The 14153-nt window shown below is 50.8% G+C and carries 11 protein-coding genes; 4 read left to right on the top strand and 7 right to left on the bottom strand.

Annotation, left to right across the window (positions count from 1 at the left end; genetic code table 11):
• Nucleotides 1-55 precede the first annotated feature (55 nt).
• The 3 genes from ACAN56_RS19730 to ACAN56_RS19720 form a co-directional block, all read right to left on the bottom strand.
• Nucleotides 56-754 carry an SDR family oxidoreductase gene (locus ACAN56_RS19730; protein ID WP_379145222.1) on the bottom strand — a complete coding sequence of 233 codons (699 nt, stop codon included), beginning with the start codon at nt 752-754 and terminating at the stop codon, nt 56-58.
• Between the two features lie 137 nt (nt 755-891).
• Nucleotides 892-1347, bottom strand: a complete 456-nt coding sequence (locus ACAN56_RS19725) for a VOC family protein (RefSeq protein WP_379145220.1) — start codon at nt 1345-1347, stop codon at nt 892-894.
• A gap of 196 nt (nt 1348-1543) precedes the next feature.
• Nucleotides 1544-2224: a hypothetical protein gene (locus ACAN56_RS19720; RefSeq protein ID WP_379145218.1), complete on the bottom strand. Its 681-nt coding sequence runs from the start codon at nt 2222-2224 to the stop codon at nt 1544-1546.
• Between the two features lie 292 nt (nt 2225-2516).
• Between ACAN56_RS19720 and ACAN56_RS19715 the strand changes: the two genes are divergently transcribed.
• From ACAN56_RS19715 to ACAN56_RS19705, 3 genes are read left to right on the top strand one after another with little or no spacing between them, the layout of a single operon-like run.
• A complete protein-coding gene (locus ACAN56_RS19715; RefSeq protein ID WP_379145216.1) occupies nt 2517-3398 on the top strand; it encodes a carbohydrate ABC transporter permease in 882 nt (293 codons plus the stop codon).
• Complete coding sequence (locus ACAN56_RS19710) at nt 3398-4237, top strand: carbohydrate ABC transporter permease (protein WP_379145214.1); 840 nt, start codon at nt 3398-3400, stop codon at nt 4235-4237. The genes ACAN56_RS19715 and ACAN56_RS19710 overlap by 1 nt, the downstream gene beginning before the upstream one ends.
• Before the next feature lie 39 nt (nt 4238-4276).
• Nucleotides 4277-5542, top strand: coding sequence for an ABC transporter substrate-binding protein (locus ACAN56_RS19705; protein ID WP_038587737.1), 1266 nt, complete (start codon nt 4277-4279; stop codon nt 5540-5542).
• 243 nt (nt 5543-5785) lie between these two features.
• On the opposite strand, the gene ACAN56_RS19700 is transcribed toward ACAN56_RS19705, so the two are convergent.
• Complete coding sequence (locus tag ACAN56_RS19700) at nt 5786-6619, bottom strand: metallophosphoesterase (RefSeq protein WP_038587735.1); 834 nt, start codon at nt 6617-6619, stop codon at nt 5786-5788.
• A gap of 204 nt (nt 6620-6823) precedes the next feature.
• On the opposite strand from ACAN56_RS19700, the gene ACAN56_RS19695 reads away from it, so the two are divergent.
• On the top strand, nt 6824-7648 hold the full coding sequence (locus tag ACAN56_RS19695) for a carbonic anhydrase (RefSeq protein ID WP_038587732.1): 825 nt from the start codon (nt 6824-6826) through the stop codon (nt 7646-7648).
• Between the two features lie 74 nt (nt 7649-7722).
• Here the strand turns inward: ACAN56_RS19695 and ACAN56_RS19690 are convergent, their stop codons facing one another.
• The 3 genes from ACAN56_RS19690 to ACAN56_RS19680 form a co-directional block, all read right to left on the bottom strand.
• Entirely contained in the window at nt 7723-12285 is a 4563-nt protein-coding gene (locus tag ACAN56_RS19690; protein WP_379145210.1) for an Ig-like domain-containing protein, read from the bottom strand.
• Between the two features lie 63 nt (nt 12286-12348).
• Entirely contained in the window at nt 12349-13218 is an 870-nt protein-coding gene (locus ACAN56_RS19685; RefSeq protein WP_038587729.1) for a carbohydrate ABC transporter permease, read from the bottom strand.
• Between the two features lie 19 nt (nt 13219-13237).
• Nucleotides 13238-14137, bottom strand: a complete 900-nt coding sequence (locus tag ACAN56_RS19680; RefSeq protein WP_038587726.1) for an ABC transporter permease — start codon at nt 14135-14137, stop codon at nt 13238-13240.
• Nucleotides 14138-14153: the final 16 nt, after the last annotated feature.

Raw genomic sequence — 14153 nt, 5'->3', positions numbered from 1 at the left:
GTTGAACGGCTAACTGGACAGCCCCTGCTACATCGGACTCTCTTAGAATCACAACCTAGATGTCCATATCTTTGCCGGTATAATCCACGAACATGAAATGCCCTTCCGGAGCGCGGCGTTGCTCGATCAGGCTGATAATACCCTCGGCACTGCTGCGCGGGTTCGTCGGCGCCTCTTCCCCGCCCATATCCGTATGCATCCAGCCGGGATGTACGCTCAGCACCTGTATGCCGCGTTCTTGCAAATACACATGCAGCTGCTGCGAGAACATATTGAGTGCTGTTTTGGAGATGGCATAAGGATAATCACCCGGATAGGCATTGGTGATGCTGCCCGCTTCCGATGAGATGTTGATGATTGAACGGTCAGGCTCGGTGAGCAGCGGCAGGAAATGCTTGACCACCCGCATCGGCCCGTACAGATTAATATCCATCGTTGTCAGCATGTCCTTCAGATCCAGCTCTTCTACCGGCGTATTCCGGGCGGTCAGGATCGCCGCATTGTTGATGATCGCACCGAGCGTCCGCCCTTGCCCTTTCAGACTAGCAGCCAGCTCCGCGATTCCCTCTTCGTTCGTCACATCCAGCGCGGCCACGGTCAGCTTGGCTCCATAGGCTGCAGCAAGCTGCGACAGCGCGGTCTGTTCCTGATCAGGATGGCGAACTCCGGCAATCACTCCATGCCCGCGCTTCAGTGCTTCGGCCGCCAGCTCAACACCCAGCCCGCGTCCCGCACCGGTAATTAGAATGTTCATCTTTCGCTCCTCCTCTATTGCATAATTTCCCCAAGCGCCGCTGTTCTGTTCATGAATAGGCAGAATTCACAGCGGGAGAATATCAATTTGCATGGGTGTATTCTGCTACTGCACTCAATTGCTGATTTATTGCTAATTTATTGCTTATCGTTCTCCAGTAGCTCCACGAGCACCTTCAATTCCTTGAACGTATCCATATAAGCATAACGTCCACCGTCATACTCGCCCTTCTGCTGCAGCGGGAACCCTCTGCCTTCGAGCAGCATAATCTTTTCCTGCATTCCTTCGATTACAAAAGCGATATGATGAGTCCCTTCCCCATGCTCATTCAAGTAATCGCGCCAAGTGCTCGGCTGATGATCCGGCTCAATCAGTTCCAGCTGCAAGGAGCCCATGTCAAAAAAAGCGAGCTTGGCCCGCGCCTCCGTCGCCCCGCCGTTATACCGGGTCTGGGCAATATCTGCCGTATCGGTAATGATAATTTCCGGCACCGCCAGTCCAAAAAAGTCCGCATACGCCCGGCTTACCTTCTCAATATCATTCACCAAAATTCCAATCTGCGTAACGAAATGATTGCCGAGAACTCCTGACATGTGCCTCAACCTCCTTCTAGTGTGACCAATCTACCATACCCACACTATGAAAGGGCTGTCAAGCCTGAGCTGATAATCGTTCCTGGTGAGTGAATCCGCGTACAAACCTCCGTACCTTCTCACGAGAGGAGTGATATTAGAGGCACATTTACCTCTCATTTCACCACTTTACCCACTTTCGGTGATATCAGAGGCATTACCATAGCTCGTTATCCATGAACGAATGTATAAATTCATATCGGCAAATTCGATTGCTACCCTGGGCCAGCCCAGGTCTAAACTTCCCTTTTTCACACAAAGAGTTCATAGATTTCTTGACTGTACGTGGATTCACTCCAAGCTCGTTCACTAGATCAACAGGCCGGATGAACCCATTCCAACGTGTCGCCATCCGTAGAATGTCCCTCTCCAGCCTGCTGTACGGACGACTCTCCCCATCCGCAATCTTCAACAAGCTTGGAGCCAATAAAGATTTAAATAGAGAAATTGTCAGCTCCGGTACAGATTCCAAATCATCATAGGGAACCGCGACTACACGATACCCTGCAATTTGCAGATAAGTTTCTCTATTTAATTCCTGCCGGTACCTGGTCCGATCGGTCCGCTGCACATGTGGCCCGTACCCCTTGATCTCAATGGCAAACTTAACCTGTCCCGGTTTCCAGACCAGATCAACAAAATAAGGCCGGCCCCGCCAATCCGAGACCTCGTACTCCGGATGAAGATCATCCATATGACCAAAAATCGGCCACCAAACCCGCTCCACAAACATTTTCTCACCATGCCCGTGCCCTCGCACCAACCGGTCAAGTCGTTCTCCTGTTCTACGGTTCTTATGAGAATCCAGCCACTTTTGGTGTTCTTCAGCAAAACCCATTCCTAACTTCCTCCTCTGCATAAAAAAAATCCCGCACCCCAATATGCCATGGAGTACGGGACGTTCTTCGTCCGTTTTTTTTAGATTATAGAGCTTATAGTTTTCTCGCTAATTCCCCCCCGCTAAACACCGGCTTTTCCCCCTGTTTATCCACTTGAGCCCGTCCATAATGAATGCCATTGTCTGACACAACAGCGAGTGAAATCTGGTAAATTCTAGTTTTTCTTGTTTGGTTAATCGGTGATCCGGTTATTTAATGAAATATTTACTTTATACAGAGGGGTGAGGAACGATGGACCATAAAAAAAGATCACGCCTGATGCAGCAGTTTATTTTTGTCGGGCCAACTTCCCTGTTTTTCTTTGTTATTGTGCTGATTCCATTCTTTTTGGGCCTTTATTATTCGTTTACCAGTTGGAACGGAATCTCACGGCATGTCGAGTGGACCGGGCTGCGGAACTATTTACATATTTTCACCAAAGACCCTTCGTTTCTGAATTCGTTCTGGTTCACCGCGAAGTTCACTTTGTGTGGACTGGTGCTGACGAATCTGCTCGGATTCACACTCGCTTATGTGCTGACCTGCAAGCTATTTACGCGCAATGTGCTGAGAACGGTATTTTTTGTCCCCCATGTCATTGGCGGTTTGCTGCTCGGATTCATCTGGCAGTTTATTTTTGTTAGAGGGTTTGCCTCCATGGGACAGGCCACCGGCTGGTCCTTCTTTAATCTGCCTTGGCTCGGTACGGAAGCCACTGCATTCTGGGCTATTGTAATCGTCTTCGTGTGGCAAAATGCGGGTTATCTGATGGTGATCTACATCTCGGCCATCAACAACGTGCCGCAGAGCCTGATCGAAACGTCCAAAGTGGACGGGGCCGGACGTATGCAAGCCTTGCGCCATGTCACCATTCCGCTGGTGATGCCGGCTGTAACCGTTTGCTTATTCTTGTCCATCTCCTGGTCCTTCAAGCTGTTCGACCTGAACCTGTCGCTGACCAAAGGCGGCCCCTTCAAGGCTACCGAATCGGTCGCGCTTAATATTTACAATGAGGCCTACACGATCAGCCGGTTCGGCATGGGATCGGCCAAAGCAATGGTCTTCTTCGTCATTGTGGCCGTCATCTCCCTGCTGCAGGTTAGTGCAACCAAGAAAAGAGAGGTGGAGCTGTAATGGAGACTACCGCCAAAAAATTCAGTGCCCCCCTGCTGTTTGCCGAGTTACTGATGATTGTGCTGGCGCTTGTTTTTCTGGTTCCGTTTTACTTCCTGCTGGCCAATTCGGTCAAAAGCTACAGCGAGATTCTTTCGGATTCCGCTGCGCTGCCCTCCGTGTTCCAATGGAGCAACTACGCCGATGCGTGGAAAGCTACCGATTTCCCGCGTGCTTTCCTGAACTCTTTTGTCGTCACGGTAATCAGCAATATCCTGCTGGCTTTCCTCTGCTCCATGTGTGCCTATAAAATGGTCCGCAACAACAGCAGATACAACCGCTTCCTCTATATCGCGCTCGTAGCGGCCATGGTTATTCCTTTTCAGGCGATCATGATTCCGCTGGTGCAGATCGTCAGCGGCCTGGGCGTAATGGATTCGACGGCCGGTCTGATTTTGGCGTATTTGGGGTTTGGTGCGCCAATGACCGTTTTTCTTTTCCACGGCTTCGTCAAATCGGTACCCATCGACATTGAAGAGGCTTCGCGGGTGGATGGCAGCAGTCCCTACGGTACTTTTTTCCGGATCGTACTGCCGCTGATGCAGCCGATCATCGTCACCGTCATTATTCTGAACACTCTGTGGATCTGGAACGATTACCTGATGCCTTCACTCATTCTGCAGGCCCCATCGCTCCGCACCATTCCCATCGCCACTTACAGCTTCTTCGGGCAATATACGAAGCAGTGGGATTTGGCGCTTCCGGGTCTCGTGCTCGGGATTACACCTGTGGTCATCTTTTTCCTGCTGATGCAGAAGTATATTATTGAAGGGATCGCCCAAGGCTCCGTCAAGGGCTGACGATACATGTGACTTTTCAGGCAGAGAGGATGAATCAATATGAATAAAAAACGTGGAATTCTCCTCGCATGCTCCCTGCTGCTGGCCCTGCTAACGGCCGGCTGTGGACGCGGCAGCGACAATGCGGGTGGAATCAAAACTGTGCATATCTACCAGTTCAAGGTCGAAATCTCCGAAGCACTGGCTTCGCTCAAGACTGAATTCGAGAAGGAACACCCGGACATCCGGCTGGAGATTCAGAGCGTCGGCGGCGGCAGCGACTATGGCGCTTCCCTAAGGGCGAAGTTCTCATCCGGGGATGAGCCGGACATCTTCACTATCGGCGGCAACAATGAGCGTGACATGTGGCTGGAATATCTGGAGGATCTGAGCGGAGAAGCCTGGGCTAAGGATGTGAAGCCACTGGCTGCCGAACAAATGACTGTAGATGGCAAGCTCTACGGCATGCCCATGAATCTGGAAGGGTACGGCTTCATTTATAATAAGGATCTGTTCAAGCAAGCCGGAATTACCGGGAAGCCGCTGACTCTGGCCGCTCTGCGCGAGGCTGCCGAAAAGCTGAAGGCCGCAGGGATCACACCTTTTGCCAACGGCTATCAGGAATGGTTCGTGCTCGGTAACCACAATGTGAACGTAGCCTTCGCCCAGCAGCCCGATCCCGAAGCATTCATCGCCGGTCTGACGGACGGCTCCAAGTCCTTCGCCGGAGACCCGGTTTTTTCCAAGTGGATCGACCTGCTTGACCTGACGGTGGAATACGGGAACAAGAACCCGCTCTCGACCGACTATAATACCCAGGTCACCATGGTGGCCAGCGGGGAAGCCGCGATGATGCAGCAGGGCAACTGGACCCAAGGCCAGATTGACGGGATTGACCCGGATCTTAACCTGGGCATCCTGCCGATGCCGATTGACGATACCCCGGAAGATAACGATAAGCTCTATGTAGGGGTGCCAAGCAACTGGGTAGTCAACAAGTTCTCCCCGGTTAAAGAGGACGCTAAGCTCTTCCTGGATTGGCTCGTTACCTCGGAGACCGGCAAGCAATATATCACCAAGGAATTCCAGTTCATCCCTGCGCTCGACAGCATCAAGGGAAGCGAAGAGGATCTCGGGGCACTTGGCGCTGAGGTGCTGGACTATACAGACAAGGATCAGGCGCTGACTTGGAACTGGTCGCGTCTGCCGAACGGAATGCCACAGGAGTTATCCAGCAGCATTCAAGGTTATCTCGGCGGTAAGCTGCCTAAAGAAGGCATGCTGAAGGAGTTCCAGATCAATTGGGATAATCTGAGTGTGCAGTAATTGCATGAGGACTTTTTTCATATGAGTGCACTTTATACAGCAGAATGCTCATTATTCTCCGGTAAATCGCATTCTGCTGTACTTCGTGCAATAGAGTCTGCTTCCCGGCTATTTTATAAAGATTCTGTTGTAGAAAACACAATAAAATGTGTCTCTACCTGAACTTGAGAGGGTTCGGGTTGAACTGCTAAATAGTACCGAAATCAGTAAAGTTGCCGAATTAGAATTTCAAACCAAATCGAGCTACATAACCGGCACCTTATAAGCGTTCACAGTGACAGCAGACCCATTAATGGTCAATGTGGCGTTGTAATACCCCCGGTCACCGTTTGGCTTGCATTTATAATCCCCTGAACATCCGCACACGAAGAATTTAGTTGAAGGGAACCCCGGATAAATATTGGCCAGCTTCCGATAAAACAAATGCCCGTGGTGTGTAAATATGGCCAGCACTTTATCTCTCACTTTCGCTGGAATCGCCGTAAAAAACTTATTCGTCTCTGCCCCGCTTAACACATGACTGGGAGCAACCGTAATCCCGCTCACTTTCAATGGCCAATGAAAATCAATAATATAATAATAACGGTCGTCTAAATTTTTCAGAATATTTAGGCTTTCCGGTGTGAATGCCCCTAGCGCACAATCCAGCCATACATACTTCACCTTTGCCTGCGTACCCGGGAAATTCATTTGCCCGGCAACCGCACCTAAATATTGTTTGAACAAGGACTGAGTGCTTGCCTCCCAATTTCCTATCGATGCTTTATAAGGAATACTCCCGAGCGTGCTGGTAACCGTATCCTTGAAGTCCTTGTAGAAGGCATCGGCATTATTTCCATGATTGGCTCCTGCCTGGGCATTATCCCCGCCAAAAATCACAAACTTCTTATTCCCGCTGCTCACTGATTTTGGCAAAAGCTTTCTAAAAATAGCCGAGCTGTTCCCATACCCCACATGACTATCTCCGATCACGGCAAAGTTAATGATCTGTGCCTGCACCTTAAGCTTCAAGCTGTCTTTGGGTCGGGGTCTGGGTGAAAGGTTCCGTTTTTTAGCTGTCCCTGCCTGCCTTCTCACTTGGAAACCACCTCTTCGAACTGGATTAGAATATCTGGTTATATTTATATTCGATTCGGATAGCAAGTTCTTGGATTCGCTGGCAGCCTAGATAGTTAGAACCATTTTGAGAACTTTGAGCCTTTTTTCACTTGATGCTGAACGTGCCAATATTTACAATATAAATTAAAATGTTCCACTATCCAAAAGGAAGAAGGATGACGTATGCGTATCAACAAAAAGGTGTCCCGAATACTGTTTCCCATCATGGTCTTGTCTGTGATGGCGGGATGCGGAAGCAACGAACAGAAGAACGAGGCAGAAGCGAATAAGGAACCCGCTACCACAGTAAGCGCCCACCCTGCGCATTGGTCCTATGAAGGTGAAACGTCCCCGGAACACTGGGCTGAACTGGATAAACTGTTCACAACCTGCAGTACAGGTACGGCCCAGTCGCCGATTAACATTCTTCATGAGAAAGTGCAGGATGATGAGAGCCTGTCCCCTATCAAGGTTGAGTATGCGCCGTCCCCGGTGTCTATCATTAACAACGGCCACACGATCCAGGTTAACCTAAAAAATCAGGACAACCGTATCACCCTTGAAGGAAAGACGTATATCTTGCAGCAGTTTCATTTCCATCTGCCCAGCGAGCATGAGGTAGATGGCAAACATGCCGATATGGAGCTTCATTTTGTCCATAAAAGTGAAGACGAGACGCTTGCTGTGCTGAGTGTCCTAATCACTAAAGGCTCCGAAAATGTTGAGCTGAAAAAGCTTTGGTCTGTGCTCCCCTCCGAGGAGAGCGAACAGGAAGTCCCGGTTGAGGGTGTCTTCGACATGAACCAGCTGCTTCCAACAGACCTTCACTCGTTCCGCTATCAAGGATCACTCACCACACCTCCATGTACCGAAGGGGTACAGTGGATCGTCCTGGAAAATCCCGTTCAATGGTCTGATGAGCAAATCGGCAAATTCGAAGGCATTTTCCCGCATGACAATCGCCCCGTACAAGCGCTCGGCTCCCGGGAGATAGATAGCGAGAAATAAAAGGATAATTATTCTTATATTCGAACAAAAGCCTTGGACAACTTCGTCCAAGGCTTTATTTTGTTTAATTCCCTTTAGCCGGGAATCCCATCCTGTAGTTTATCTTGCGCTCCAATCCCTTGCAGGATATGGTTGGCATCCCGCAGCAGATAGGAGGCCGCTTCAGCCTGGATATGCTTGCCGCTTTGGGCTTGAACCTGATGAACGAACGCTTCCACTTGACCGTGTACAAGTTTCACGAGCAGACTGTTCGCAATCCCGTGATTGTCTATCCAAGACTTCTCTTTGAACAGGCCAACGAGTGCTTTCAGCGAGCTTACATCGGCATACGTTGAGAAAGTCACTGTGCTCTCCTGCCTGTTCCCCGCGCTGTCGCTGACGGATACCGCGAACGTGTGAGAGCCGATATCCAGCGTGTACAGTGGAACCTGCGTTCCCGGCTCTACGGCTTCCTCATCCAGCCGAGCAACAGTTTTGGCGGAATCCACCCCGGACATCGCATCGATGGCCGCCCAAGACAAGGTCAGCGATTCTGTCCCCGCATAGGCTTTCGGGGCCGGCTCTGCCACAGTTAACTCAGGGGCACTGCTATCCAGCTTGAAGCTCAAGGTTTTCGATTCCTCACTGTTTCCGGCGTAGTCAACCGAGCGGTAAAGCAGTGAATACTGGCCGTCTTGGCTAAAGGTGAGCGGTCCCTGGTAAGGCAGCCATGTATCTCCGCCATTTATGCTGTATACGGTGTCCGTTACACTGGTACCCGTATCTGCAGTATTCAATTGGACCGTAACGGGCTGAGTATACCAGCCGTCCGCACCATCAGGCAGCGCCGGAGTCAAGACGGCTGTGCTAACAGGTGCGGTCTTGTCAATCCTCGTAAACTTCACGTCGTCGAACCACATTTCACTGAAACCGCCCACATAGAAACCTACCGTTCCCGAAGCATTATGTTTGGGATCGGAACCTTCCAGTCTCAGTTCTCCGTTCACATAGACGCGAATGCTGGAGCCATCCACCAGAATACGAAGATTATAGTCGGTATCCGGCTGCAAGTCTTGGGTTGGAAGATTCTTCGTCTGAAGCACCGTCCAGGCTGGACCGTAGAGAATCCACTGTGAAGTGCCGTCCGCCAATTTCTTGTATGCGATCTTGCCTGAATTGCTGGCGACAGAACGGTCATACACATAGAGGGTCCCAAGATCCGGCATCACAGCAGGCGTTCTCAGCTTGAAGGTCAGATCATAGTCCGTGAACAGCTTCGGATGAAGCGCAGAGGCGCCCTTCAGAATTTTGTACATCTTGTTTCCGTTCACCGTTACAATGCTGCGGTTCGGATCCACCGGCCACCCGTTCGCTCCCGAATCGTAATCTGTGTAGTGAAGAATATCCGACACGATAATCCGGGCAGAAGCGGTGGCCTCCGGGTTGGCAACGGAGGCTACCTTGACAACAGTCTCCCCTTTGGCGTGTGCGGTGACTGTTCCGTTCTCATCGACAGAGGCAATTTCCGGGTTAAGAGACTGCCAGACGACGGAACGATTCTCGGCATCCGACGGATCGAACTGGACCTGCAGTGGCGTCTGTTCATCGATTACCATATTGACGCTGTTCTTGTCGAGCATAAGCCCGGAGACATTTTTTGTCGGGACCATAAATTTGATGTCATCGAACAAGAGATAGTCAAAGCCGCCGGCGTAGAACCCGACTTTGCCGGAAGGATTAAAGGTCGGATCAGTGGCCTTCAGCTTAAGCTTGCCGTCAGCATAGACGCTAATTTCCGAACCCTTGACGATGATCTTGATGTTGTAGACGGTATCCGGCAGCAGGTCCGGGGCAGACAGTGCGTTCTGCTTAACGGTTCCCCAGGCTGCATTGTAGAGAATCCAGGAAGAAGTTCCGTCAGCATACTTCCGGTATCCAATTCTTCCTCCGTTGCCGCCCGGATTCAGCCGGTCGAATATATAGAAAGTGGCCGATTCCGGAATCACTGGAGGCGTCTTCAGCTTGAAGCTCAACTCGTAATTATTGAAGTCGTTCTCATTCAGCGTGGTCGCGCCTTTGAGCAGCTTATACATGTGATTGCCGCCGTCGGCCTCCACGATACTCCGGTTGGCATCGGCCGGCCAGCCATTCCGGCCGTTCTCGAAATTCGTTTCATCTATAATCCCGTCACCGACTTCGACCGTCACCTGAACCTCATCCTTTAAGAGCGGGTTGTCGGCGGATACTGCTGTAACAACTGCGTTCCCCAGGTTAACCCCTCTCAGCTTGCCGGTGGCATCTACTGTCACCACGGAAGGATCACTGGAGGTATACTGCAGTTTATTGTTGGTGGCGTTCCAGGGAAGAACCGCCGAGTACAGGGTAGATGTTTTCCCGATGCCGAGGGTAAGGCTATCGTCATACAGCACGACACCTTGGACGGGAATATTATCCGGTGCGAGATAAGGGCCTGCCTTACCTGAGATTCCCATCTCACTGAAGGGGATCGCCTGGAAGCCCGGTATCTGCTCAAATACCGCTGCATCCGTTTTCAGATTCAGATCGCCGCCCGCCAGATTCACGAAGCCGGGATCCTGTTTCGTTACCCAGTTGTTTGCGTATTGGACCAGATTGAACTTATCATAAGCACCATTCGCATTCGTCGTGCTGCTTATCGTTCTTGTCGGATTGTAGATCACATTCTTCTGGAACGTGTTCGTGTCCGGATAATACCGGTTCTCTGTAAAGAAGTCCGCCAGCTCCGGGTATTTGACCAGATGCGGCATGCCGGCGAAGTTATTGTATTTTTCGAACAAAGCGTGCCAAGGCTGCATATAGTTTTTGGAGATTTGCTGCTCCGGACCGTCGCCCAAATACAGATCCGCATAATCATACGGAACCTTGGCATCGACAAAAATGTTGTTCTTCGTGCGGACATGAGCGCCCCCGTTGTTCAGAATGGCTGAATTGCCCATCTTGTAGAAGAGATTTTCTTCAATTGTGATTCCCATGGTGAAGTTATCCGGATAGATCCCCTGAACCCCGGCTTTGCCTTCTCCAATATTATGGAAGTAATTCCTCCGGATGACCGTTCCCCGCTCCTGTGGTGCAGCCCCCAGGTTCATGTAGATAGCTCCGAGATCCGAGAACGTCTTGCACACATCATAGATGTTGTTGTATTCCACGACATGGTCGTTGCCGAAGATCAGGATCCCCGGATGCGGGGCGTCATGAATTTCACTGTGTGATATGCGGTTCCCTGCTCCTGTCAGAATTACGGCAGGGTTATACGCTTTATGATAATAAGCAAAGTCATGGATGTGGCTGTTCTCCACCACATTGTTGCCCGGCTCAAGCGTCAGCCTGTCGCCGCCGTTCAGAATGACTCCTGTTCCCCCTACATGATGGATATGCGTATTCACGATGGCATGGTTAACCCCTGAGCCCTTGGCAAAGTCATTGTACAACCAGCGGCTCTGGGTATTGATCCGTACGCCTCCTTCGGTGAAATTGCGGATCTCAGAGTGCACCAGCCGGACATGGCTGCCGCCCATGATGACCGCCCCGGAATCCCTGCCGTTCTCCAGAATCAGGTCCTCGAAGGTTACATACGACGTATTGGCCGTATTGATCATGGGTGTCTTCAGCATGGATACGGTGATCTCCGGATTGTCTGCCTGGAAGGCGGCTGTCGGCATGAAATACAGGATGCCTTGGCTCCGGTCAATGTAGTACTCCCCTGGCATGTCGATTTCTTCCAGCAGGTTCTGGGCGAAATGGAAGTCCGGATACCAGTTTTTAAAGAGGCCGCTCATTTCTCCATAAGCTAATGTGATCGACTTGTTCTCGGTATCAATAGAAGCAATTTTATTGTACGACCATTCCCAGCTGTAGCCGAAAATCCCGTCAAGCCATATATCATCCGCCTGGGTCCAGAGCTCAGGCCGATCATAGGTATAGGTGAACGTGCCTCCCCGGGTCTGCAGATCGGCATCCTTGCGGGTGGGTCCCGGATCAAGAATATTGCCCATTTGGACCGTGCCCTTATTGGGCCATCTCGCCAGAGTCATCCCTTCGCCTTCAATGTACAGCTCCATGGGGGGAGTCTGGCTTACGTCATTGGCTTTGTAGTAGCCATGACGGCTCATGACTCCGTAATCGGTAATGCCATGCCCCGGCAGCTCGACCTGCAGAACCTTAGATCTTGCATCGGGACTGATGATCCGGTTCAGAACCGCCGGATCTGTTACCGGGGCGAACCATGACTTCTCCAATTGCTGGCCGCCGTTCAGCCGCACGGATTCACCCGGATATGCTTTGTAGGTGACCGGTTTGTCTGCCGTCCCCGAATCCTGCTCCTCCAGCAGGAAGCTTGCGGTACGGCTGTATGTGCCGCCTCTCAAATAAACCGTAACGCCGCCATCAGGCAGACCCGTGCCCTGCTTCAGCTGGCGGATGGTGTCCCTGGCCTTCTCCAGGGTACGGAAAGGAGCCGCCTCCACACCAGAGTTGGAATCGCTTCCATTTTCCGCTACGAAATAGACTGCTCCGGGACTTGGGACTTCCTCCGCTTGAATCTCCGTACCCGGGACAAACCCCGGGGTTAAACCTATTATCAAGGCAATAATCCAAAAGACAATGACCGCTTTTCTCTTCATGTCAGTACAGGCCTCCTTGTTATCGGTTTTAATTCGAAAGGGAACCGTGAGGTTCCCCGGAGCTTACCCTTTCACCGACCCGATCATTGTTCCTTTCTCAAAGTACTTAAGCAAGAAAGGATAAATGATGAGCACAGGCAAAGAACATACGATTACTGACGCCATCTTCAGGCTCTCTGGTGCAGGAGGCATCAGATTGGTTGCCGTAGTGAACGGATCCAGCTTATTCTCAATGAGGATTTGCCTTATGACTTGCTGCAGGACAAATTTCGACTGGTCGGTAACATACAGCAGATTGTCCATGAACGCGTTGATATGATGAACCAGCGACCACAGCCCGATCGTCACGAGGGACGGAATGGAGAGTGGCAGCACGATACGGAACAAGATCCTAATGTCTCTGGCTCCGTCGATACGGGCCGCTTCAATCAGCGCATCCGGAATGGAGCGGAAGAACGAGAGCATGACCAGAACCTGGAAGGCGTTAGCTGCCGAAGGCAGCACATACACCCAGCGTGAGTTCAGCAAATGCAGCTCCTTAATGAGCAGATAATTCGGCACAATGCCCCCGTCGAAGATCATGGTGAACAGCAGGAGCATGACCAGGACACGTTTCATCGGAAAATCCGGGCGCGACAGCGGATAAGCAGCGCAGACGGTGACCAGCAGCGTCAGGAAGGTGCCTACGATCATGCGGAATATAGTATTCGCATAGCCCGACCAGATGAATGGATACTCCAGCAATTCCTTATAAGCTCTCCATTCGAAGTCCCTTGGGATGAAATGGAAGCCGCTGCGGAGTGCCTCCCCGCGGCCGCTGAAGGATACTGCGATAACATGGATGAACGGGTAAACGACGATAAGCGCGAGTAGTGATAATACAAAATAGATCATTGCCGGGGCAATAAGATCCTGCCATTTTTTTACCTTCATGACTGACTTCCTCCTGCTTCTACCATAATCCGTTCTCCCCTTGGCTCATTTTCCTCACGGTCAGATTGGCGCCCAGAATGAGCAGCAGCCCCACAAATGATTTGAACAGACCGATAGCCGCCGTGTAGCTGTATTGGAACTGCTGCAGCCCCACCCGATAGACATAAGTGTCGATGACATCGCCGGTTTCAAAAGTGACCGGATTCAGCAGGTTAATGATTTGTTCAAAATTTGCGCTTAAGAACCCGCCGAGACTCAAGATGAACATGATCGAAATGGTAGGCATGATCGAAGGAATATTGATCCGGATGATCCGCTGCCAGCGGTTCGCTCCGTCAATAATGGCTGATTCCTGAATTTCGGGGTTGATCCCCGACAAAGCTGCAAAATAAATGATTGAACCCCAGCCCAGATCCTTCAGGATGGAGGAACCTACGATGATGCTCCGGAAGTATTCCTTCTTGCCCATGAAAAAGACAGGTTCCATTCCGAACCAGCCTACGATTTGAGCTACAACTCCGGTAGTTGGCGATAGAAAATAGATAAGAAGACCCGACATGATTACCCAAGATACGAAATGGGGCAGATACATAGTCGTCTGAACAAATCTCTGGAAGCCGCGGGAGCGGACTTCGTTCAGGAGTATTGCCAGAATGATCGGTGCAGGAAAAGCAAAGATCAGCTGGTACATGTTCAGAAGGAGCGTATTTTTAAGCAGACGGTAAAAGTCGCTGCTATGAAACAATTCCTGAAAGTGATGGAAGCCCACCCAGGGACTTCCCCATATTCCATCCACAACCCGGAAATCCTTGAAGGCAATGATCACGCCGTAGAGCGGACCATATTTAAAGATGACGAAGAAGATAAAGGCAAACAGAAACAACGCCATTAGTTCTCCATGCTTTCTTATGGTTTTCATACTGCACTCCCCTGAA

It is taken from the genome of Paenibacillus paludis (assembly GCF_042610515.1).
Classification (GTDB): domain Bacteria; phylum Bacillota; class Bacilli; order Paenibacillales; family Paenibacillaceae; genus Paenibacillus_AQ.
The sequence above is the reverse complement of the archived record's forward strand: the minus strand, read 5'-3'. Positions and strand labels throughout refer to the sequence as shown.